Source organism: Actinomyces sp. ph3 (assembly GCF_000308055.1).
Taxonomy (GTDB): domain Bacteria; phylum Actinomycetota; class Actinomycetes; order Actinomycetales; family Actinomycetaceae; genus Pauljensenia.
The window spans coordinates 140,479-163,830 of sequence record NZ_CAGY01000005.1 but is presented as its reverse complement, the minus strand read 5'-3'; the positions used below and the strand labels follow the sequence as shown (position 1 = coordinate 163,830).

Annotated in this window: 19 protein-coding genes; 10 read left to right on the top strand and 9 right to left on the bottom strand. The window is 56.6% G+C overall.

Going from position 1 to position 23,352, the window contains the following annotated elements; translation table 11 throughout:
- Window positions 1-9 precede the first annotated feature (9 nt).
- The 5 genes from HGAS_RS05945 to gnpA all read right to left on the bottom strand — a co-directional run bounded on the left by HGAS_RS05945 (window position 10) and on the right by gnpA (window position 7,923).
- The gene (locus HGAS_RS05945) at window positions 10-2,166 is read right to left on the bottom strand and encodes a beta-galactosidase (RefSeq protein ID WP_019126928.1); all 2,157 of its coding nucleotides are present in this window, start codon (window positions 2,164-2,166) and stop codon (window positions 10-12) included.
- Window positions 2,167-2,212: 46 nt separating this feature from the next.
- Window positions 2,213-3,121, bottom strand: coding sequence for a carbohydrate ABC transporter permease (locus tag HGAS_RS05940; RefSeq protein WP_019126927.1), 909 nt, complete (start codon window positions 3,119-3,121; stop codon window positions 2,213-2,215).
- Complete coding sequence (locus HGAS_RS05935) at window positions 3,118-4,050, bottom strand: carbohydrate ABC transporter permease (protein ID WP_019126926.1); 933 nt, start codon at window positions 4,048-4,050, stop codon at window positions 3,118-3,120. The genes HGAS_RS05940 and HGAS_RS05935 overlap by 4 nt, the downstream gene beginning before the upstream one ends.
- A gap of 98 nt (window positions 4,051-4,148) precedes the next feature.
- Window positions 4,149-5,477 carry an extracellular solute-binding protein gene (locus HGAS_RS05930; RefSeq protein WP_034234021.1) on the bottom strand — a complete coding sequence of 443 codons (1,329 nt, stop codon included), beginning with the start codon at window positions 5,475-5,477 and terminating at the stop codon, window positions 4,149-4,151.
- Between the two features lie 151 nt (window positions 5,478-5,628).
- Window positions 5,629-7,923, bottom strand: coding sequence for a 1,3-beta-galactosyl-N-acetylhexosamine phosphorylase (gnpA, locus tag HGAS_RS05925; RefSeq protein WP_019126924.1), 2,295 nt, complete (start codon window positions 7,921-7,923; stop codon window positions 5,629-5,631).
- A gap of 150 nt (window positions 7,924-8,073) precedes the next feature.
- Here gnpA and HGAS_RS05920 point away from each other — a divergent pair, with 150 nt between their 5' ends.
- From HGAS_RS05920 to HGAS_RS05905, 4 genes are read left to right on the top strand one after another with little or no spacing between them, the layout of a single operon-like run.
- A complete protein-coding gene (locus HGAS_RS05920) occupies window positions 8,074-8,946 on the top strand; it encodes an SIS domain-containing protein (protein WP_019126923.1) in 873 nt (290 codons plus the stop codon).
- On the top strand, window positions 8,943-9,863 hold the full coding sequence (locus HGAS_RS05915; RefSeq protein WP_019126922.1) for an ROK family protein: 921 nt from the start codon (window positions 8,943-8,945) through the stop codon (window positions 9,861-9,863). The genes HGAS_RS05920 and HGAS_RS05915 overlap by 4 nt, the downstream gene beginning before the upstream one ends.
- The gene (locus tag HGAS_RS05910) at window positions 9,860-10,786 is read left to right on the top strand and encodes a 1-phosphofructokinase family hexose kinase (protein WP_019126921.1); all 927 of its coding nucleotides are present in this window, start codon (window positions 9,860-9,862) and stop codon (window positions 10,784-10,786) included. The genes HGAS_RS05915 and HGAS_RS05910 overlap by 4 nt, the downstream gene beginning before the upstream one ends.
- Window positions 10,787-10,808: 22 nt before the next feature.
- Window positions 10,809-11,645, top strand: a complete 837-nt coding sequence (locus HGAS_RS05905; protein ID WP_019126920.1) for a class II fructose-bisphosphate aldolase — start codon at window positions 10,809-10,811, stop codon at window positions 11,643-11,645.
- Between the two features lie 103 nt (window positions 11,646-11,748).
- Here HGAS_RS05905 and HGAS_RS05900 read toward each other — a convergent pair whose 3' ends face one another.
- A complete protein-coding gene (locus tag HGAS_RS05900; protein ID WP_019126919.1) occupies window positions 11,749-13,113 on the bottom strand; it encodes a family 20 glycosylhydrolase in 1,365 nt (454 codons plus the stop codon).
- Window positions 13,114-13,206: 93 nt separating this feature from the next.
- Here HGAS_RS05900 and HGAS_RS05895 point away from each other — a divergent pair, with 93 nt between their 5' ends.
- Together HGAS_RS05895 and HGAS_RS05890 are read left to right on the top strand one after the other, a co-directional pair.
- Window positions 13,207-14,184: a 1,4-dihydroxy-2-naphthoyl-CoA synthase gene (locus tag HGAS_RS05895; RefSeq protein ID WP_019126918.1), complete on the top strand. Its 978-nt coding sequence runs from the start codon at window positions 13,207-13,209 to the stop codon at window positions 14,182-14,184.
- A gap of 343 nt (window positions 14,185-14,527) precedes the next feature.
- Window positions 14,528-16,063, top strand: coding sequence for a hypothetical protein (locus HGAS_RS05890; RefSeq protein ID WP_233993726.1), 1,536 nt, complete (start codon window positions 14,528-14,530; stop codon window positions 16,061-16,063).
- Window positions 16,064-16,235: 172 nt separating this feature from the next.
- Here the strand turns inward: HGAS_RS05890 and HGAS_RS05885 are convergent, their stop codons facing one another.
- Window positions 16,236-17,423, bottom strand: a complete 1,188-nt coding sequence (locus HGAS_RS05885) for a hypothetical protein (protein WP_019126916.1) — start codon at window positions 17,421-17,423, stop codon at window positions 16,236-16,238.
- Window positions 17,424-17,576: 153 nt separating this feature from the next.
- The gene (gene fbaA, locus HGAS_RS05880) at window positions 17,577-18,602 is read right to left on the bottom strand and encodes a class II fructose-bisphosphate aldolase (protein ID WP_019126915.1); all 1,026 of its coding nucleotides are present in this window, start codon (window positions 18,600-18,602) and stop codon (window positions 17,577-17,579) included.
- A 176-nt stretch (window positions 18,603-18,778) separates the two neighbouring features.
- Between fbaA and HGAS_RS05875 the strand changes: the two genes are divergently transcribed.
- Window positions 18,779-19,075, top strand: a complete 297-nt coding sequence (locus tag HGAS_RS05875; protein WP_316106283.1) for a helix-turn-helix transcriptional regulator — start codon at window positions 18,779-18,781, stop codon at window positions 19,073-19,075.
- Window positions 19,076-19,093: 18 nt separating this feature from the next.
- On the opposite strand, the gene HGAS_RS05870 is transcribed toward HGAS_RS05875, so the two are convergent.
- Window positions 19,094-20,539: a L,D-transpeptidase family protein gene (locus HGAS_RS05870; RefSeq protein ID WP_019126913.1), complete on the bottom strand. Its 1,446-nt coding sequence runs from the start codon at window positions 20,537-20,539 to the stop codon at window positions 19,094-19,096.
- A 162-nt stretch (window positions 20,540-20,701) separates the two neighbouring features.
- Between HGAS_RS05870 and HGAS_RS05865 the strand changes: the two genes are divergently transcribed.
- From HGAS_RS05865 to HGAS_RS05855, 3 genes are read left to right on the top strand one after another with little or no spacing between them, the layout of a single operon-like run.
- Window positions 20,702-22,030 carry an AMP-binding protein gene (locus HGAS_RS05865; protein ID WP_019126912.1) on the top strand — a complete coding sequence of 443 codons (1,329 nt, stop codon included), beginning with the start codon at window positions 20,702-20,704 and terminating at the stop codon, window positions 22,028-22,030.
- Window positions 22,027-22,950: a 1,4-dihydroxy-2-naphthoate polyprenyltransferase gene (locus HGAS_RS05860; RefSeq protein WP_034234062.1), complete on the top strand. Its 924-nt coding sequence runs from the start codon at window positions 22,027-22,029 to the stop codon at window positions 22,948-22,950. The genes HGAS_RS05865 and HGAS_RS05860 overlap by 4 nt, the downstream gene beginning before the upstream one ends.
- Before the next feature lie 22 nt (window positions 22,951-22,972).
- Entirely contained in the window at window positions 22,973-23,344 is a 372-nt protein-coding gene (locus HGAS_RS05855) for a hypothetical protein (RefSeq protein WP_019126910.1), read from the top strand.
- Window positions 23,345-23,352 lie beyond the last annotated feature (8 nt).

The following is a 23,352-nucleotide window of genomic DNA, read 5'->3' as shown; positions in this document are numbered from 1 at the left end:
GGCCTTCTCCTATCGTTCAATAACCATTGCTGATCGCGGGGCAAGAAGAACGTGTCCCGTACACTCAGCTCCGCTGAGAAGATCTTGGCCCACAATCCCAGCGAGTTCAACCGCACGATCAGAGTGGTTGAGAATGAAGAGGAAGCCTTCACGTTCTTGAGCTTCGACGCCTTCGGGAAGGTCTGGGCACACGGGGCGAATTCGCGTGTAGGTCGTCCACAAGCGCAGCAGAACCGAGCGAGTCAGCGCGTCAAAGTCCGCTCCTGCGTACCAGACACTTCCGCGGCCAACTTTTCTGCGGGTGAGCGCTGGAAGCCCGGCAAGGTCAAGGCCACCGCCTCGGCCATCAAAGTATGCAAGGCACTCAGGCCCACCCTCCAAGGAGTCCCCGGGAATCTGCCACTGCAAACCGGCAGCGGGGGCAATCTTTTCGGCCCAGCGACCACTGCGCAGGTCCTTCGCCGCTCCCCCAAGAAGGTCCATGGTTCGTTTGAGGGCCTCGTTATCGGTATCGATCCCGCACCAATCACAGGCCGCCGGGGTACTTACTGCAGAAGAAATCCGGTTCGCGGCCTTCTCGCGCGCATCATAAACACGTCCCTGACCGGGACCGGTGAGAGTTGAATGTTCCAGAACCCGCACTCCCGCAAGATCGGAAAGAGAGCCAAGATATCCGCCTAAGACGGCCCCAAGTTGGGAATCAACAACACCACTGGGTGCGGTAATGACAATATGTGCTCCGCGTTCAGCTGCCTGACGCAGGGCCTGAGTCATCTGCGGGTAGTCAATGAAGAGTGCGGGAAGAATGATGAGATCGTAAGAGCTGAAGTCATTGTCGACGCCCACAACATCAGTTGCGATTCCCGCTTCCCACAGGCTCTGATGCCAGGACTTAGCGGGAGCGAAGTTCCCCCACGAATCTGTGGGATTTTCAGAGCTAATCGGACCGATCGCATAGTGGCGCGCCCACTCGCTCTCCCAGTCAATGACAACTGCAGCACGCGAGCTCATGCGAGTCCCCGTAATAGGAGCCAAAGATTTTAGAGCTTGACCGGTGCTCACAACATCTGTCCAGATCGGTGAGTCTTCGCCAGAGTGGGGCACCATCCCGGCATGGAAGGTTTCCGATCCCCTGGCGGATTGCCGCCACTGGAATTGGAGGATTCCATCCGCGCCGTGAGCAAGTCTTGCGATAGTCCACAAAAGGAAGTGTCCCGGGCGCTTGGGAGAATTTTGAGGACGCCACTGCACCGCACCGGGGCTCTGCTCCATCAGCAGCCAGGGAGCACCATTGCCGAGACCACGCATGACGTCACCCTGCCATGCGATCTCGTGTGCAGCCTGAGGATCTGCGGGGTCCGGGTAGGAATCGTCGGCGATGATGTCACACAGGGGTGCCCACTTGCGGTAATCGAGAAGCGGGAAGGTCCCCATGAAATTCGTCGTGATTGGCCGGTCAGAATAGCGACGAATCACCTCTCGTTCGCGTTCCATCTGGGAACGCAGGGCATAGTCACTAAAGCGACGCCAATCCAGCATTTGCCCGGGGTTGTAGAAGGTGGGCATTGCACGGGGAGGCTGAATTTCTTGGATATCCCTATAGGTTTGGGACCAAAATGCAGTTCCCCAGGCCTGATTGATCGCCTGAATATCCCCGTATTTCTCCACGAGCCAGCGTCGAAATGCCGCAGCGGACTCATCATCGAAGCTCTCCGCCGTGTGACAGGCGTATTCGTTCGAAATGTGCCACATGACGACGCCGGGATGGTCGCCAAAACGTCGCGCCATGGCCTCGGTTAACTCACAGGCTTTGCGACAAAAAAGCTCGCTTGAGGGGTTGTATTGCTGGCGCGAACCAAATCCCAGCCGCACGCCTCGAGAATCAACGGGAAGGGTTTGGGGGTAGCGCTGAGCCATCCACGCCGGAGGGGAAGCGGTCCCATTGGCCAGGTCCACACTAATTCCCGCACTGTGGAGCTGATCAATGAGATCCGCCAACCACTCCAGATCGTAGTGGCCTTCTTCGGGTTCAAGAGATGCCCAGGAAAAGATCCCAAGGGAGATCAGATTGACTCCGGCACGGACCATGCGTTCGATATCACGTCGATTGGTTTCCTCATCCCACTGTTCGGGGTTCCAATCGCCGCCGTAGGCAATCGTGTCCATTTCCCTATCCTTCCCAGCACCTCGAGGTGACTCAGCAGCGGGCTGACTATCCCTTCACAGAACCGGCAGCCAGACCTGATTGCCAGTACTTCTGCAAGCCAAGGAATAGCACGATGAGCGGCAGAACACCCAAGAGGGCACCCAGCATGACTGCGCCCTTTTGCGGAGCGAAGTAGCTCATCATGCCGTACAAGCCCAAAGTGACAGGCTTGAGTTCAGGGGTGGAGACCATCATCAAGGGAAGCAGGAAGTTATTCCACGTTGCCACGAAGATGAAAAGGAAGATCGTGACCATTGCGGGGGCAAGAAGTCGAAGAACGATCGTAAAGAAGACTCGTGCTTCAGAAGCCCCATCGATTCGAGCTGCCTCGATGAGCTCAGTCGGGACAGAAGAATCTGCGTAGACACGGCCGAGGAAGACACCGAAGGGAGACACGCAACTGGGGATCAGGATTGCCCACACAGTGTCTGTCAACCCAAGGTTATGGAAGACAACGTAAAGCGGGATTGTCAACAGAGCGACGGGCATCAGCAGTCCGGCCATAATCAAAGCCATCGAGACATTACGTCCCGGGAAAACAAACTTTGCCATCGCGTATCCTGCGGCAACCGAGATCAGGGTTCCAATCACGCCAGCGGTCGTTGAGTAGAAGAGGGAGTTGAGCACCCAGCGCCAGAACAGACCTTGGGTCCATCCCATGAGCTTCGTGTAGTTTTCCGCCAGCTCAAAGTGACCAAACCAGAAGCCATTAGTAGAAACGAGATCTGCGTTCGACTTCGTTGCCGAGAACATCACCCAGATGATGGGCAGGATGAAGTAAACCATGGTGATCGTCAACGCAACGATGGTGACGATCCGAGCAAGTTTCTTGGGAGCAAGGGTGCGCGGGGGCATTCCTTCAATCGAAACGCGGTATTCGCGTCCGTCAGGCAGTGTGCGAGTGGGAGTTGTCATCGCAGAGTCTTCCTTTGCAAGAGCGCGTAGATCACGGCAAGTCCGCCAGCAACCAGTGCCATGACGATTGAGATTGCCGAGGCCGGGCCATCACCACCGGGCGAGATAGTTCCGAACATGGTGTTGTAGGCCATCATCATCGGCGTGTAGGCATTGCCCATCCACCCATTTGCAGACTGCATAACTGCGGGTTCATTGAAGAGCTGAATTGTGCCGATGATGGAGAGCAAGACTGCCAGGAGGGCAGCTCCGGAGACCATGGGGATCTTAATTTGGCGCACAATCTGCCACGAGGAAGCGCCGTCGAGACGTGCGGCCTCGTACAGCTCATGGGGCACTGCTTGCAGCGCTGCCAGGAAGATCAGCATGTTGTAACCGGTGTAGGTCCACGTCGTCATATTTGCCATCGAGGCAAGGATTGGGGCGCCTGGGGCCATGAAGTCAATGTGGATTCCAAGGGAATCAAAAAACTTAACGATCGGTGAAAGCTCAGGGGTGTAGATGTAGAGCCAGACCATTGCGGCAACAATGCCGGGGATTGCAAATGGCAGGAAGTAGCTCAGTCGGAACAAACCAACTCGACGAACCAGGAATGAGTCCAAAACAAGAGCCAGAACAAGAGCCGAGATGATCATGATCGGGATCTGAAAGGCCGCGTAAACAACGACTCGCCCCATGCCGGACCAGAATTGTCCGGACGTGATCACCATGGTGAAGTTTTCGAGGCCGACGAATTGATTTTTAAGTTCGCCGCCGCCGTACAGGCCTCCGCCACTTGCGACCTGACGGAAGAAGGACTGGTAGATTGCCACACAAATCGGAACGGCAAAAACCAAGAGGAACATAATGAAGAATGGGGCCATAAATGCCCAGCCCGTACGCGCATCGTGCCGTTCTCTGATACGCCGGTTTTGAATGTCTGACTGCATGTATCAATCACCCTCGATTGCTGGCAGATTGTGGACTTTAAACACGGTAGGGGTGTGGTTCCTCAGCGGAGAAACCACACCCCCTCCGCGATTAGCGATTACTCAGCGACGGGAAGGTTTCCGTCCTTGAGCGCCTTCACGGACTGCGCCTGAGCAGCCTTGAAGATGTCGATCACCTTGCCGGAGCCATCACCAGCTGCGGTTGCAGCCTTGGCCATGGGATCGCCGAGGGTCGAGAAGAAGGGGATGTAGGGGAAGTCGGGGGCCAGGTTTGCATTCGCCTTGGAGAGCTCAGCGAAGACATCCTGTCCACCGTAGAATTCCTTGACCGAATCCGGGGTCTTCATGGTGCCGGTCGTGGTTGCAACGACCAGGCCCTGGGAGACCAGAGCGTCAACCTGGGTGTTCAGCCAGTTGTTGAACTCCATGGCGCCCTTGGGGTTCGAGCAGCCCTTCATGACTGCAACGCCGGAACCGCCGTCGGGGCCGGTCAGCGCGCCCTTGCCGAAGTCAGGGAGCTGAGCAACTGCCCATTCGCCCTTGTTGTCGGTCTTCTCCAGATCACCGGAGATGAGCGGTGCTTCCCATGCGGCACCGATGGTGCCGATCAGGGTCTTGTCGGTCAGAGCCTTAGTGAAGGAATCTCCCCAGCGCTCGGCGACGAGAGTGGTCTTGTCATCGAGCATCGACTGCCAGAAGTCTGCCACGGTCTTGGCGGACGCATCGTCGATCTTGACGGTCCACTTATCGTTTTCAGCCTTGTACCAAACACCGCCTGCTGCAGCTGCCTGAGCGGACAGGCTGTAGCGCGACTCGTCAGCCTGGAAAGCAGAGATGTACTTGCCCTGAGCTGCTGCGGTCTTGGCAGCGGCCTTGAACTCTTCGAGGTTGGTGGGAACCTTGATTCCCAGCTTCTCGAACTCAGCCTTGTTGTAGTAGTAAACAAGCGGGCCGGTGTCCTGGGGCAGGCCGTAGTACTTTCCACCCACGCCAACCTGCGAGAAGGCGCCAGCGGAGTAGTTGGCCTTGTACTGGGTCGCGTACTGGGTAACGTCTTCCAGCAGGCCCTTGGTGAACATCTCGGGGATTTCTGCATAGCCCAGCTGCGCCAAGCAAGGTCCGGAACCGGCCTTGACGTCGGTCTCGAGCTTCTTGATCATTTCGTTGGCCTTGCCATCGAACTTGACCGCCTGAACCTGAGTATCAGGGTGCTCCTTGTTCCACTGCTCAGCGAGAGTCGAGATCTTGGTCATTCCCTCACCGTCGGGCAGACGGTGCAGGTATGTGATGGTTGCGCCCTTATCGGCAGATGCCGAAGAGCTTGCGGTGCTGTCAGTCTTCGCGCCCGAACCCGAGCACGCAGTCAGACCCATCGCAGCAACTGACATGAGCGCAACAACGCTCATGGAGCGGCGTGACATGTGCATGTTATTCCCTCTCCGTTGTGGGACGTTTACAAAGTTGACACCTTTTGCCAGCTTTATTTATTGCTCTTTTATGCTATCTCACAGAGAAGATGTCTGATGACATTTTGGCCTGTGAGAATGCAACTATTTGGTCACGATTTGATAACTAGCCTTAATCTTCCTTCTTCCACTGGGTCCAACGCCCTTCTCCGGGAGCTAGATCCACGGCACGTTCCAGTCCAAAACCAGTGATGACACTCGAAGATGGAGCATCAGAATCATTGTAAATAAAGGCAAGTTGCGACTTGGGATACCAAGCGACCTCAACATCAGGATTGGATGACGCAAGGACACAATCCCATTGATCTTCTCGGTGCGCCGCCCACATAATCGCGCGGTGCAAAAGCCGGCTATTGGCAGTCGACCAGGTCAGTCCAGCAAGGTAAACGCCCCTACCCGAGCAAAAATCATGCGCAGAAGCGCGTACACTCCCCCGCTCCATGACAAGCACAGAAGTGTCAGGATCCGTAACTACGACATCTCCGGGGTCTTCACCGAAAACATAGTCTCCATCAAGGTCAGCAGTAATGAAATGCTCTGGCACAACCTCGTCATAGCGATCTTTGGACAGGGACCACGAGATTTCTTGATCCACACCCAAGACGTCCGCAAGTGCAAAAACGCTTCCGCGGCAGATGCCGCCTCTATCCACTTGTCCTTGAGTTCCCAACGAGGCCGTGGGCTGGCCAATCCCAATGAAACCGCCACCGCGGGCAACAAAGCGACGCAGAGTGTCTTGCAGTCGTAGATCCTCCCAAACTTCCCCGCCGGAGAAGGCAGTATTCGCGGCGCCGGCATTGATGACCACGTCGACATCCTCCAAAGAGGAATCTCCCCCATTGATGACCTCATCGAAAGACATGAAACGCACGTCAAAAGGAAGTCCTGCAAGGGCTTCGATAACCCCCAAGTAGGTATGAATCTGCTTGTACCACAGGGCATGGGCAACCATATGGGTCTGCCACGTGCGCAGCTTTCCCCATGCATTCAAAACGGCAACGCGTACTGGTGCACACGCGGGCTTTTCCCCGCCCGTGGCCTCGTGAAGGGAACGGAATTCTGCAAGGATTTCCTCCACGCGGTCAATGAACTCGGGGAACTTGAGCGCCAAGGAAAGGTAACCGCCATAGCCCATGCGATCCAAGGGACTACGGACAATTGCGCGCCGAGCGGTGCGCCACGACTCGTTCGCTTCTCCCAGGGGATCTCCGCCCTCGCGGAAGACATCGGGGAAGAAGTAGGGAAGGAAGCGCCCCTCGGTGTAGCGCACACCGGGAATATCGGAGATCATTCGACAGGTTGCGGCCGAACCGACGGATCCAACAACCGCATCCATCTTGATCGAAGGGAAGTAGGGCCCGTAGGGTTCCATACCGATCCAGTTATCGCCAAGGAACATCATGGCCTCGCGACCCTCCTCGTGGACCTTGCGAACCAATTCCCCTGCCTTTTCGGCAACTCGCTTGGAGGTGAAGTCAATCCAATCCCGGAACACACGTGTTGGCGTGCGGAAGGGGCAGTTGTACCAGCCGCCATCCACAAAGTCCTCGGGAGTCAGCGCATAGCCGTATTCCTTTTCAAACTCTTCCATCGCCGGGATCGACACCGAGGCCGAATAGCCAAACCAATCGACGTATCGTTCGCGGCCTCGGGAATCAAAGGCCAAGGTGAAGTGGTAGAAGAAGGTCGTGAAACGAACCACGTCCACTTGAGGATTCGCCTTCAGCCATGCGGCTAAGGCATCCTTGACGTGCTCCCAGGTCCGTGGGAATGCCACATCGAAGGGGCGCTCCTTCACGCGGCCTTCCTCAAGCGCCCAGTCGTTCGTCAGATAGTTGTACATCTGGGTGGAATCCCACATCTGCACAGCAAAGAAGTTCACGGTGTACACGTGGAAGGGAATGGGCTCGTGAATTGTCACCACCGCGCTCGACGCGGTGGGAGGCAGCTCTCCAACGATCGGCACGGGATCAACGACGGGTGAGGGTTCAACCTCTTGAACGCTCCACTCCGAGGGATCCAGAGCCTTCCCGCTGGTCCGATCAATCACCTGCCACCAGCGGGAAGTATCGCATTGGGTATCAGGACGGAATTGCGCTTGGAACCATCCCTCCATGACATTGATACTCAAAGGCCCGCTTTCTGGGGCGGTATGAGGGTTTGACGAAAGGTATTGGTGGATGCGCTCGCCCTCGCTCTGATCGGCCCACTCTTCATCGCCACGCGCAGGGAAATACGTGGAGTAGACCTTGGCAAATGCTCGGTCGACCCATTCAGGAAGTTCTGTTCCATCGGAATTTCGCACTGCGTCCGCACCAAGGCGTTCAACAAGAGCGCGCACTTCGGCATCGATTCCACGCTCAATGGGAAGGGTGAGACGACCTGGCTTGGTCGATTTGTCAGTCATTGTCACTCCGATGTGTTGATTTCAGCGTCATTGCAAAGAGGTAGACAACTTCGGGCACTTATCCAGCTAGTCCTAAGTTATTTCCTTCTTGGTACGATAGTACAAGCACACCGAGGTGGTGATGCATTCCCGATAACAATGGAGACACCGATGTCCCTTACTTCTGAAGAAATTAACAGCCAACCTGAGCTGTGGCGTCGAGTTCTTGACGTTCCCACTGATGCACTTCCCAAAGATGGTGAGGCAATTGCCGTCATCGGGTGTGGAACATCATGGTTTATCGCGCAGGCATACACCGTTGCCCGCGAGCGCCAGGGCAAGGGTCTCTCTGATGCCTTCACCGCCACCGAATTCCCCTGGGATCGCCACTACGACCGCGTCGTGTGCCTTTCCCGTTCGGGCACGACAACTGAAATTATTGACATCCTGCACGGTCTGAAGGATCGCGGCATCCCCAACGTCTTGATCACCGCTGTGGGCAATGGTCCCGCAACCCCCTACGCAGATGTTGAGGTTGTTCTGGACTTCGCCGATGAAGAATCCGTTGTCCAGACCCGTTTTGCAACCACTGCTCTTGCATACTTCCGTCACAGCTTGGGCGACGATATCGCTGCAGCCGCGGATGACGCACAGCGCGCCCTCGAGCTCGAAATCCCCCAGCGTTGGGTTGATGCAGACCAGATCACTTTCCTGGGCACCGCATGGACCATTGGTCTGGCCAACGAAGCGGGCCTGAAGCTGCGTGAAGCATCTCAGTCATGGACTGAGGTCTACCCTGCAATGGAATACCGCCACGGCCCGATCTCTATCGCTCAGCCCGGCCGCCTGACCTGGGTTTTCGGCCCGGTTCCCGAGGGCATGGCCGATCAGGTTGCCGCAACTGGCGCCGAATTGGTGACTTTCAACGGTGACCCCATGGCTCACCTCGTTGTTGCACAGCGCCTGGCCGTTGCTCGCGCTGAGGCTCGCGGTCTCAACCCTGACACCCCGCGCCACCTGACCCGCTCGGTGATCCTCAAGTGAGCAACTCGGACCAGAAGCTCGCTATCGGGATCGATGTCGGCGGCACCACCATCAAGGGGGTGCTCGCTGACACCCGCGGCACTGTGATTACCTCTTCCGAGGCCGTCGCCACCCCCCAGACCGGCGCTGATGATGTCGTTTCTGCGGTCGTGCGTCTGGCCCGAACTCTACGTGAGGCTTCGGTCGATGCGCCCGTCGGTGTGTGCGTTCCTGGAATTATTGATGAAGAACATGGAATTGGTATTTTTTCTGCCAATTTGGGCTGGAAAGACGCTCCTCTAAGCGAAAAGCTTTCCGAAGCCCTGGGTTCCTTCGTCCCCCTGGGACACGATGTCCGTTCGGGCGCTCTTGCCGAGGCCCTGTGGGGCGTTCGCCGTCCCTCCTGCCTGTATGTGGCAGTAGGGACCGGGATCGCCTCGGGTGTTGTGATCAATTCGCGCCTCGCCCCGGCACCGCCGTGGGCTGGTGAGATCGGGCAGGTCCCCGTTCCACACCCCGATCGCCCCTATGAGGTTGTTCCGGTGGAGCAGGTTGCCTCGGCCAGCGGTATTGCACGCCGGGCAATCGAGGCCGGGATCGTCCCCGAAGGATCCGGCGCCCGCGAAGTTGAGGAACTTGCCCTTTCATCCAGCGAGAACGCTCGAAAGGCACGCGAGATCCTTGAGACCTCGATGAGTCTACTGGGCGGGATTCTCGCAACGGTGTGCCACCAGGTTGGTTCGCTTCCCGTCGTTCTGGGAGGTGGCCTCTGTAAAGGTGGCTCACTGGTTTACGATCCCCTGCGTAAAGGCTTGGAATCAGGCTGCACGGTCATGCCCGCGCCTGCACTGCTCTCCGCTGCTTTAGGTTCCTCGTCTCAGGCACTGGGTGCCGCAGCTTTGGCATTCCAGAGCCATGGAATCGAGGTTGAATCATGATCTGGACCTTCACTCCCAATCCGGCTCTGGATATTACGTGGCAGGCTCCTGACCAAACCCGCGGTCAGGTTCACCGCATCACGGAGTATTCCCAGCGTCCGGGAGGAAAGGGACTGAATGTCTCTCGCGTCTTGGACCAGCTCGGAGTCCCCAGCCATGCAACAGGGTTCTTGGGGGGTGCAACCGGCAGTGTGATCGCCTCGCTGATGAAGGAAATGACTTCTCTGGTGACGCCAGAGTGGGTTGAGGTTCCCTTCCAAACGCGACGCTCAATTGCCATGATTGACGACACCGCCACGGTATACAACGAGTCCGGTCATGCTCTAGATCCTGATTCCTGGAAGCAGATGGCTGATCTTTTGGGAAGCCGCCTGAATGCGGATGACCTCTTGGTCGTTTCGGGTTCTCTTCCCGGAAGTAGCACTTTTGAGGTTCTCGAGCCGGTGTTGCGCCGTGTCCGTCAGATCGGTTGCCGAATCATTCTGGATACCTCAGGGCCATCCTTGGTTGAGTGCGCAGCGTGGGCCGATGTCCTCAAGCCCAATCACTTGGAGCTTCTCGACGCTACGGGTGCGTCCTCCATCGAAGAGGGCGCACGTGCCCTTATCGAGCAGGGACCGAGCTGGGTGTGCGTATCGCGAGGTGAAGAGGGAATGGACCTCTTTTCTCGCGAAAGCCATTGGCACGCCGAGGCCGGAGTTGTCCTTCAGGGCAATCCCACCGGTGCCGGCGATGCCTGCGTTGCATCCCTTGCTCGCTCGCTTGCTCAGGCTGGGGATGACCTTGAGTCAGAGATTCCTACTGCCATTGCCGAGGCCGTCGCAACCTCTGCGGCCGCGGTGACCATGCCCGTCGCTGGGGAAATTGACCTTCCCCTCCGCGAGGAGCTTCTTTCCCGTATTTCTCCTGTTCGCCTGTCCTAATTTGTCAAGAAAGTAGGTCGCTATGCTTGCTGACACCGCTGTGCTTGCACGCGATTGCGCCGCCCGCAAGGTTGGTCTTGCGGCTTTTAACGTGGTCCTTCTTGATCACGCCGAAGCATTCGTTGATGCCGCCGAAAACACCGGTTTGCCCTTGGTCCTTCAGCTGTCCCAAAACGCTGTGAAGTATCACGGTGGCCGTCTGCGTCCCCTGGGACGCGCACTTATCGAGCTTGCCGAGGCCTCCACCGTTCCCGTTTCTGTTCACCTTGATCACGCTGAATCCACCGATTTGTGCCGTGAGGCTGTCGAGCTCGGTTTTACCTCGATCATGTACGACGGTTCAAAGCTTCCAGATGCGCAGAACCGTGAGACTACCGCTGAGATCACCGCTTTCGCTCATGAGCACGGTGTCAGCGTCGAGGCCGAACTGGGTGAAGTTGGTGGAAAGAACGGTGTCCACGACCCCTCAGCACGCACCAATCCTGAAGATGCGGCCAAGTTTGTCGCAGATACTGGCGTTGATCTGCTTGCTGTTGCTGTGGGTTCTTCTCACGCGATGGCAACTCGCGAGGCGGTTTTGGACAATCAGCTGATTGCTGCAATCCATGAACTCGTCCCTGTTCCGCTGGTTTTGCACGGTTCTTCCGGCGTTCCCGACGAGGGCATGGTCGCGGCAATTCAAGCCGGAATGACCAAGATCAACGTTTCGACGCACTTGAATGTCGTCTTCACCCAGGGCGTTCGTCAGATTCTTGACGAAAACCCGAAGATCGTTGATCCGCGAAAGTATGTCGGCCCTGCAACTCATTTGGTCCAGGAAGAAGTTGAACGCCTGATGCGCCTCTACGCCCAGGCTTAATGCTCAACGAAGGCAATTCGCTACCTAGTTTGTTTTGATGCGATGAGGTAGCACGCAGCCCTCCCCCGCTTCCGCGAGGGAGGGCTTTTCATTCGCGCTCAACTTATTTGACGTACCAGCCTCGGCCTCGCCACAGGCCTTCGAGGCCCGCCAAACGTTCTTGGAAGTCTTCCCAGCTTCCGCGAGGGCCTCCCGCCCAGGCAACTTCTGCAAGACCCGCTAGGCGCGGAAGCAACATCTCCCACACGTCCTTCTCTCGGCGCAAGGTTTCACTCCACAGGCAGGCCTCGACGCCTTCAATCCCCTTACGGTCCACGCCCTCACAGATGCTCTCGGGATCCCAATCCCAGGCTTTCTTCAAAGGAAGGATTCCGGCCCAGGTGATGCCGAGCTTTTGTTCTGGGTATTCCTTCATATCGAAGTAGGCCTTCGGACCGGGCGACATGATCGCTTTCACTCCGCGTCCGACGGCACGAGCGATCGAGTCTCCTTCAAGATCGTCATGCCAGACCTGAACAAGATCGCCATCCCCAAGCAGATCTGCAGCTTCTTCCCACGCCACAGCGCGCGTCCCACGGGCATGAATACGCTCAATTTGGCTTCCAACAATCGCGGGGTAATCACCTTCGGCTGTTGAGAAGGATTCATCGCCACCAATGTGGATACCGGCCGGAGAGAAGGGAGCAAGGGTCTCGACAATGGCCTCGAGGAAGGCCTGGGTTGCAGGCGCCTTGGTTGAGAGAGTCGAGAAACCGACTTCAGTTCCTTCGTAAAGGGGCGGACAGACCCCATCGGGGTTGAGTCCTTCAATCGCGTGGAGTGCGGCATTGACGTGTCCGGGGATATCAATTTCGGGGATGATTGCAATCATCCGCGAGCGCGCTCCCTCGACCAGGGTCTGATAGTCATCAAGAGTGTAGTAGCCCCCTTCTTCCCCGCCGACTGCGCAATCGGATGAGCGTTCAATGAGTTCAGGGAATTGCGGGATTTCAATGCGCCATCCCTGATCATCACTCAGGTGCAGGTGCAGGATATTCAAACCCACTTCGCTCATCGCATCCATGACGCGAAGGATTGTGGGAACGGCGAAGAAATGGCGAGCAACATCGATATGCAAGCCGCGGTGCCTATAAGCGGGATAGTCGATGATCTTCACTGCAATGGGAGCCCGACTATGGTTCGCGATGGCCAATGTATTGAGGCGACGCAGGCCTCGAGAAAGCCCCAATTCCGTCGCCGCGGTCACCTGCGCGCTTCCAGCGGAAATAGTCAAGATGTAGGCCTCTGCGAACTGCCATTCCTCGGGGATTACCAAGGGCGCAATTGCCGCCGAAAATTCCTCAGGAGTCTTCAGTACAACAGAGGGGCTAATTTCTGCCCAAGTGGCTTCTTCGGGATGTGCATCGGCCTCTTCAATGAAGACCGGAAGAGGAAGAAGTCCGGGAATCGTGGACAGAGAGGAGGACATCGATGAGCTCCTTTGCTTAGTCATCAACTGTATGAACATCCCTATCCTAGCCCTCTGGGCAACAAGTGGTCATCGGCCGCTATTGTTGGGACTATGAGCGCACTGAATTTCGTTTCCGATACTTTTGATCCTTCGCGCTGGCGTGAGGTTGAGGGTTTCGAACTGACCGATATGACCTACCACCGCGGGATTTCCCGAGGCCCCATCGACGGAGCTGAGAAGGGCGCGGACTTGCCCGTGGTCCGTATTGCTTTTGATCGTCCAGAAATTCGCAATGCGTTCCGTCCGCATACCGTTGATGAGCTCTACCGCTGCCTGGACCACGCGCGAATGACTAGCGATGTCGCTGCGGTTATTTTGACGGGAAACGGGCCTTCCCCTCGCGATGGCGGCTATTCCTTCTGTTCGGGTGGCGACCAGAGGATCCGAGGAAAAGATGGCTACCACTACGAACTTGAGGGCAGCGAGGCCTCGGCGGGAGTGGAACAGCGACGTGAGCAAATCGACCCCGCACGCGCGGGACGCCTTCATATTTTGGAGGTTCAGCGCCTGATCCGCACCATGCCGAAGGTCGTTATTGCAGCGGTTCCCGGTTGGGCGGCTGGCGGCGGCCACAGCTTGAATGTTGTGTGCGATCTCTCGATTGCTTCTCGTGAGCATGCCGCGTTCATGCAGACCGATGCGAATGTTGGTTCTTTTGATGCCGGTTATGGCTCTGCGCTGCTCGCGCGCCAAGCGGGCGATAAGCGTGCACGTGAGATTTTCTTCCTTGCCAGGCGCTATGACGCCGATACTGCGGAGCGCTGGGGCGTCATTAACGAAGTCGTTCCCCATGCTCAGCTGGAGGAAACCGCGCTGGAGTGGGCCCGGATCATTGCAACGAAGTCTCCGCAGGCTATCCGCATGCTGAAATTTGCTTTCAACTTGGCCGATGACGGCTTGGCTGGCCAACAGGTTTTCGCTGGGGAGGCAACGCGCATGGCATACATGACAGATGAGGCCCAGGAAGGTCGCGACGCATTCATTGAACACCGCTCGCCAGATTGGTCGTCTTTCCCGTATTATTTCTAAATATTAGTTTGGCTTTCAGGAGCCGATCAGCTTTGTCACAGCTCAAGTCATAGTTACCTTGTATGACATTTCTGCGGGAATACCAGGGAAAAGTGGCCATAATATACACTTATGTATCCCATTAGCTTGACAAAACCTATAAACTATAAGTGCCATCAGCTGCAGGAACTCTCCAGCAATACGTGCTCCCATCACACGAATTGCGTTCAAAGAAAGGGCCTATGTGAGAACCCGCTTAGGATCACGAAACTCCCAAAGGGCGCTGTCATATCGACAGAGTTCTAAGGTTTCGCGCACCCTAATTCTTCTCACAACTGCCGCGATTGGCGGGTCTTTTACGCTCTTGGCTCTGCCATGGTCTTCCGCATATGCGCATCCAGACACAACGCCCGTTACAACCGTTTCCACTGATCCTCTTGATCATCTTGACGATGTCGGCGGCAGCCTAGATATACACGCTACGGCTGAAGCTCCCAGCGCAGATCCAACCCTCAGTATCAAGGATCTTCAGTCAACTCCTGACCGCCTAGTTCTTGAAAGCGGTTCCCCGCTGGCAAAGAAATTTGTCCACACTCCTTATGAAAAGGCAGTGGTCATTGTTGAAGGTGCTGAATTCGCACCTGAAACGACACCGTCCAATCAGACTCCCGCGGCGAGCTTCGATCAACTTGAACCCAAGCCCGCATCCAGCGACGATACTCCCTCTTTGAATGACCTAAAGGGTCATGAAGGTGCGATGTGGGTTGAGAGCAACGCGACACCTTCCGCCAACGCAACCTCAATTGCTCAATTGCAAGGCGATGAGCAGGATGTTAAGACTCTCGACGAGTTGCAGGAAAAGGGTATTCCCGCCATCGATTCTTCGCTTGCTACCCCGGAGATTCTCGTTCAAAACGGACAAATTCGTACCCTGACATTCGAGCTGACCAATGTCGGCAAGGATGCGAAGGACATCGAGATTGAAGGCGTTTTCTCCAGTAAGGTCGCCGGCAGCAGTACGGTCATTTGGAGCCTCCAGTGCTCAGTTAAAGGCGGAGCAACCTGCCCCGAGCGCACCGATGGGTATGCAGAGTCGGTTACCCTCACTCAGGACAAGCCCGAATTCTCGCCCTTCCATTCCGTGATCAACATGCCAAAGGGCTCCACGATCACGATCACCGCTCAAATTCGCCAAACAATCGCTCAGTGCACCCCCGATGCCATCAATGAGACAACTACTCGTTTCAGCTGGAAGCGCTTGGGTGCTGATAAATCAAAGCAGACCGATCTTGAGCTAACAGGGAAGATTGCCTGCGAAAGCGCAACTCCCACACCGACGGCAACGCCCTCAGTAACGCCGTCCCCCACTCCTACGGCTACCACGCCTTCAAGTGATGTTCAGACGCGTTCTGCGACGGCAAAGCCTCTTCCGACAGCAACTCCGACCCGGCACATCAACGAAAGCCAGTCGAGCGTTCAGCCTCGGCCAAGGCGGGACCAGACTCGCCCTGCGCCTGCCCCGGCTCGACGAGTGCAAGTCTTCGCTCCCGGTTCGCCGAACCGTCCGAGCGCACAGGAAGCAGCGCGTCGCAGTGCTGCTGCTCGACAGGCTCAGGCGACTGCCCGCCAGCAGCAAAACACAAACGCTGCGGCTCAACGCAATAATGCTGCGCCTGCCGCTCCGACACACTCGAATAGCGATGCCACTCCCGCTGCTTCCCAAGCTCCTGCAGAGAACCAAGATAACTCACAGCTGGCTGATTCCAGCTATGGTTTCAACGCGAACGGTCGCCGCGGCGGCTTGATGAGTGACGTCGAAGCTAATGGTGCGGTTGCAGTTGCTGCACTGCTTGTCACCGCTGGCGCCGGCGCACTGGCAACCTTCCACAAGGGTAAGTGAAACACTCTCTTTCATATTCGCTGGCACCTATCACTTGGTAGGTGCCAGCTTTTTGTATTCAAAAGAGCTCCTTACGCTCTTTCGGGGTGCACAAGCGAATGCTACCCGCGGAGAGGATAAAGAAGCGCTGGGCTGACCATGCAGCCCAGCGCTTGTATCGTTTCAAATGACCTTAGCGGCGTCCAAACTTCGCACGCATCACGCGCGCCAAGGCAAGTTCAGCGAAGGCATCCACCAGAAGAGCACCTCCGAAAACACCCGAGAAGATCTTCCATCCCGAACGCGGCTTCGTAGCCTTCACCGCAGAAACCAACAGCGCCGCACCGGCCGCCGCCTCGATAGAAGCGAGAGCTGAAAGAATCCACGGACGGTCAGAGACAACCGCCATGTAGGCCTTCTGAATAGCGCTGGGATCTTCTTCCTTGTTCCCGGTCATCATGATGTCAACGCTACGACCGATGGCGTTCGAGATGCCGCGCGCATTGTGGAGAACTGCGCCTTCAACATCCCCGGCTTCAATCGAACCCTGGAGGAACTCTGCAACGCCGTGAGGCAGCGCAAGAGCCTTCACGACGGCTGTAATCGCATGAACTCCGTTAAGGTCCTGAGCGGCCAGCAATGCCTCAACATCAGCACCCGGGACGTGTGCCGCGATTTCACGCAAGGCAGGGCGATCTCCCACCAAGTCGACGACCGAAGGATCGACGGACTCAGCAGAAGCGGAACCGGTCACGATACGCGTTGTCATCCCCCAGTTATGGGTCAGCACATGCTCGAGATGATCATCGGTCACCAAGTACAGATGCAAATCACCATCGGTCATCGCCAAGGAAACGAGCGGAAGATCACCGAAGTTCCATCCTGACTTGTCTTCGGGAATTTCTGCCAACAGTGCACGATACCCGTTGTTCAGCTCGACATCTGCGACATCGACGCCCTCAAGTGCAGCCAAGAGAGGAACCGAAGATGCGGGGGTACGACCAATTTCTACGACGCGAACGCCCGACTCTGACTCTTCGACCTCTTCGGGAAGGAAATCTGCCAGAGGGCTATCACCCTGAGGAAGAGCATCGATATGTTCTCCGCCTAGACGCACCTCTGCTTTGAAGTGCGACGCTAACTGAGAAGCAAGCTCGCTGACCGTAATTCCCGCTTGCGCATCCTGAGCACCTTCAGCAAGGGTCGCGACTCGTCCGTTCTCAACCGCAATATTGAGGCCCAGAAGCTGAGGAGTTGCCTCAAACCACTCCAATTGGGCCAAAACGGAACTCTCACGGAGCACCTGCGCAACTTGATCGGGATCAAGCTGGGAGGCAATCATCATTCCCTCAACGCGGGTCCATGTCGTATCAGTCATCATTGTCATCCTTCCGAAGACCCTGAGAATCGTCCTTCGACTAGCTACAAGTTTAGCCTGTCCTTCCGATCGATAGGCACATCACAACAGAAAAGGTGAGGGCACCCATTTGGGTGCCCTCACCTTTCAGTGCTAATGAAGCAGTTTCAGAAGCGATCAGCGCATCTTGGTGCCGACCGAGCCCAGACGCTCAGCAGCCTCAACAACGCGTGCAGCCATACCGGCTTCAGCTTCCTTGCCCCAAGCGCGAGGATCGTACTTCTTCTTGTTGCCGACCTCGCCGTCGATCTTGAGGACACCCTCGTAGTTGGTCATCATCCAGTTGACCACGGGGCGGGTGAAGGCATACTGGGTATCGGTGTCAACGTTCATCTTGATGACGCCGTTGGCAACTGCCAGTGCGATCTCTTCGTCGGTGGAGCCGGAGCCGCCGTGCATGACCAGGTCGAAGGGGCGGTGATCCAGACCGTAGTGAGCAGCAACCTCTTCCTGGATGGTGCCCAGGAGCTCAGGACGCAGCTTGACGTGACCGGGCTTGTACGCACCGTGCACGTTACCGAAGGTCAGAGCGGTGATGTAACGGCCCTTTTCGCCAAGGCCCAGGGCCTCAACGGTCTTGATGGCATCTGCGGTCGAGGTGTACAGCTTCTCGTTGATTTCACCAACGACACCGTCTTCTTCGCCACCCACAGCGCCGACCTCGATCTCGAGGACGGTGTGAGAGTCAACGGCCAGCTGCAGCAGGCGCTTTGCGATCTCAAGGTTCTCATCCAACGGAATGGCGGAGCCATCCCACATGTGGGACTGGAACCAGGGAAGACGACCAGCCTTAACTTCCTCGGCCTCCATGTGCATGAGCTGCTCGGTCCAGGAATCCAGGTTCTGCTTTGCGCAGTGGTCGGTGTGCAGAGCAATGGTGACGTCGTAGTTCTTTGCGACCTCACGGGCGTAGGCAGCCATTGCCAACGAGCCGGCGATACGGTCCTTGACGGTGGAACCTGACCAGTATTCAGCGCCACCCACGGAAACCTGGATGATGCCGTCAGATTCAGCATCGGCGAAACCGCGCAGTGCAGCGCTCAGAGTCTGAGAAGAGGTCACGTTAATTGCGGGGTACGCGAACTTTCCGTCACGCGCACGGTTGAGCATTTCGTTGTAAACCTCAGGGGTTGCGATGGGCACAGGAGCCTCCTAATTGATGACAACATTTGTCGCTTCATATTGTCCCACATTTGCAGAAGAACATCACTGGACTATTGGCCCTCAGATCGAAGTCCTTTGAGCAACGCGCCATTCTCCCTGCTCAACATTGATCAGGGACCAGTTTTAGACCTACTAAAATTCGCCTTCTATATAGGGTGTACTCTTCTTGTCCCTTTTCTCAATATAGGTGGGTGGTTTTTTGGAACGATTCAAACGCGCGCGAATTTGGCTTTACTCTCCGCAGACTTCGTGAGGAACACAAACTCTCACAAGAAACCTTGGCCTACCGTTCTGGGGTGACGAAAAACCAAATTCAACTACTGGAATCAGGACGCGCTTCGGGGCGTAAAGGCGAAGCGCGCGCTTCCAACCCACGCATGACAACACTCAGCGGCATTGCACAAGCGCTTGGCATGAGCGTCTCAGCACTCCTTGCCGAGGCAGGACTCTAAACTTAAAGCTCCAGCGTTTTAGTAGTGCGACATGACCGGAGTACCAATCTCCGACCACTGATACACCCAATGCGCCTCTTCAACTGGCATATTGATGCAGCCGTGTGAACCGCCGGGTCCACTCCAGCCGAATGAATCCTGCCAAGGGGCACCATGGAACGCGTAGGAGCCAGTCCAGTAGGTCACCCACGGCACTCCCTTCGCACAGTAAGGCCAATCCGGAGTGCACCCCATATCTTGCGCCTGATACTTGAGGTATACGTTGTAGAGTCCCGTGACAGTCTCATGACCAGGTGAACCGGGGACAATCGCGACCGGACCGTGGACAACTGTGGCGCCCTCATAAGCGGTAACGGAGTTGTTTCCAAGATTGATCTCAAGCCACTTCTCACCCGGGGCGGCCTGATAAACCAGGTTTTCAGCTCCGTCGGCAATGAGCTTGCGTTCATAGGTAGCCGGAGTGACGTCGTAGCTGAAGTTCCCCTCGAACTTCTTGTTGTCCTTGAGTGAAGTAATCACCGAAGCAGAGAGCGCATCAAGGTCCTTGACCTTTCGGCCATCAACAGCCTTCTTCGGAGTCTGAACGATATCGCCAGCAGAGTTGACGTTGTGGCGACCATTCACAGGATCACGATTGGTTTCTTCACCCTGCGAACGCACCCACTCACGAACGCGCTCTTCATCAATCGCAGGCTGCTTCAAGGAACCATCATCGGCCAGAGCAATCTTCACCCATCCAACCCGATCCTTCGAACTGGCCTCGATCGTGTCTTCACCATCGGAGATCTCAACGGGAATCTGCGCAAGCTTATTTGCGGCCTCGGCGATGGTCTGCGCGCTTGCGTCGTCAACCACGGGAAGAAGGTTAGTTGCACTCAACTGCACTTCTCCCCCGCGGAGCATCCGCGCGGCCTCGTCCAAGGAATTGCGCAGGACGTCGTAGGGAACACCACGCCCAGCCTGGGATTTGGTTGAAACAAAGGACTCTTGGTCCTCGGCTGGACGAACAGTAGCGTCAACCACCGGAGTTCCCAGTGAGGAGGCAATCGAGTTCGACAGATCTTTCATCTTCAGATCATCGACAGTGATGGCAGCTGGTACGTCATTGTGAACGAAAATCGCCTTGAACCGATTAAACAGGTTCGAATTCGCGGCAAGTGCTTGGTCCGCACTCCCCTGCGGATCAACGGTTATTCCCATATCGGAAAGCGTCAGGGGTGTCGAATGCCCCTCAACTACGACATTGACCTGCATCGTCTTCGCGCGTTGATCAACCATTTGTGCGATTTCATCCCGGGTCATTCCCGATACCGGCTGACCTGCCACGCTGACATTGGGCAGCGCACGCGTCGAATAGTGCAGGGCATAAGCAACCCCAGCCACACACAGAGCAATCAGGACGCATCCAAGCGTTACACCGATCACAAGCGGCTTACGTGACCGTGAAGATTTATGTTCAGACATCCCCTCTATCCTACTGATTTCACATCATTTTTGCTTGAAATTCACAGATTGTGCGCATCTATGTGACCCGAATATCTTCAGACAGCCCAGATTGTTTCCTGTTACCCTATTCCAACTGGTCGGGGGTACCGTTAAAGCAGGCGGACCCCAGGAGGGATAAACGTGAGTGACCTTCGTCTTCTTGTCGTTCCGGGGGGCACTTCCCCGGCATCTGTAGCAATGGCTCATGCCTCGCTACACAAGCTCGCGGAGCTGTACGAAGAGCGTCAGGCAGACCCCGACCACCCCGCTCCACACACCGTTGTTGTTATTCGCGACCCTGAGCTTGTTCCCCCATCGAGTTTGCGCACAGCTGCGACCACACCACGTGAAGCCTTCCCACCAGAGCTCTACCCAGAGCTTGCCGACCGCATTGACGACCCCGCTCTTTTTGACGACATCGATCTGGTTTTGGCCTCCTCAGGTTCATCCGGTGAACCGCGACTGGTTGGCCTCTCCATCGATGCACTCATGGCCTCGGTCAAGGCGACGCATTCCGTTCTGGGAGGACCGGGGCGCTGGATCTTGGCGCTGAGTTCCCACCACATTGCGGGTGCTCAAGTACTCATGCGCGCTGCCGCGACCGAAATTTCGCCCCAGATCGTCGATTGTTCCCATGGTTTCAATCCAAAGGATCTGCTTCCCGCGATTGCGGGGGCAACCTCCGATCCTTCTCTGCCGGGCTACCTCTCACTCGTCCCCACCCAATTGGTTGATTGCCTGAACGCCGGCGACGAAGTCGTGAGCGCCTTGGCGCGCCTCCACACCATCTTGATCGGCGGCACCCGTCTTGATCCCGCGCTGCGCCAACGCGCCGAGGATGCAGGACTCACCATCGTCGAGTCTTTTGGAATGACCGAAACCTGCGGCGGCTGCGTATATGACGGAGTCCCGCTTCCCGGAGTTATGGTCCGTACCCTCGATTGGGAGGGCGCCACCCGTATCGCTATCGCCGGCCCCGTTTTGCTGACGCGCTACCTTGTCGGCGACACCCCATTCCACGACGAGGCCGGTACCCGTTGGTTTATCAGCGGGGATACCGGCGTAATCGACGCCGGTGGTCGTTTGAAAGTTCTGGGGCGCGCCGACGACATGATCATCTCCGGAGGGCTCAACATTCCGCCGATCCGAGTCGAGGATGCCCTAAAGAACGTGGCCGGCATCAAGGACGCGTGGGCGCTGGGCTTGGACGATGAGAAATGGGGACAGGCATTGTCCTGCCTTGTTGTCCCCGAGGACGCTCCTTCCTTCCCTCCCCCACCTGAGTTTGTTGAGGAACAGGGGCATCGCATCCGCGAGGCCGTTTCTTCCCAGATCGGTCGCCCGCAGGCACCGCGTCGCGTGATTTTCGTTTCTTCGATTCCGCAGCTTTCTTCCGGCAAGGTCGATCGTATTGCCGCACGCCAGCTCGCTGAATCGCTCACCGGCACAGAGTCTGAGTGGCGCCGATGAGCACTGAAAATAGGCGCCATGCAAGCCTGGGCGATTGGATTGAAGGTGCCAGGCTGCGCACCCTTCCTGCTGCTGCAGCTCCAGTCTTCGTCGGCGCCTCCGCGGCTTTCGCCTTGGGAGCTGTTCATCCTGTACGCTCAGTCCTAGCGCTTCTTGTCGCCCTATTGCTTCAAGTTGGCGTGAACTACTCCAATGACTACTCCGATGGCATCCGTGGGACGGATGACCAGCGAAGCGGTCCCCAACGTTTGACGGGTTCTGGGCTTGCGCGGCCTCGTACTGTTTTAAAGGCGGCACTGGGCTGCTTCGCCGCAGCCGGCGTCCTAGGGTTGATCCTTGTTGCAATCAGTGGAACCTGGCCTCTGATCGCCGCGGGTATTGCTGCGGTTGCAGCAGCCTGGTTCTACACGGGCGGGAAACACCCCTACGGCTATATGGGTATCGGCCTATCTGAACTCTTTGTTTTCGTTTTCTTCGGACTGATGGCGACCGTTGGAACGACATGGACACATATCCCTTCAGCACCTTGGTGGCTGTGGCTCATGGCCTCATGCTTGGGTCTGATGTCGGTGGCAATGCTCATGGTCAACAACATCCGCGACATTCCTACCGATAGCGCTACCGGGAAAAAGACCGTGGCCGTTCGCTTGGGACAGCGAGCTTCTCGCTTCCTCTTTTCCCTGTGTCTATTGGCCCCAATCTCCGTCTTTTTTGCGCTTCCCGCGGCGATCGGCACCCATGTCATCATCTGCATTTTGGCGTCACTTGCGTGGATTTTGGCAATCTTCCAGCCGGTCTACTTGGTGTTGAGTGGAGTGAAGGGAAAGGACCTCATCATTGTCCTCAAGCACACCGGCTTTTTAACCTTGGGGTGGGCGCTCTTCGTTAGCGCTCTCTTGGTCTCAAGTACATTTGCCTGAGCAACTGCTCTAAACTCAAATCATGGTACGTATTCTGTTCATCGTCGCATGGTTCGCCGCATCGATTTATGCAATTTCAGATTGGGCAACAACGCCGGCCGACAGAATGCCTTTGAAGCTTTCTCGAATGACCTGGCTGATCATCTTGGTCGTGACAGTCCCATTCGTTTCTCTTGGAGCAATTGCGTGGATCGTCCTCAAGATGGTCGCAAATGCCGAAGACCGTCAGGCACAATCGGCTCCCAAAGCCCCAACCGCTCCAGACGATGATCCCGAATTCCTCTTCCGTTTAGAGCGAGATCTTCAGATGAAGCGTAAGCGCGAAGAAGAACGGAAGAATAAAGAAAACCCCTCCACCACTGAGGATGAAGGGGACGGGCCCGAAGAAGGGTAAAGGAAGAA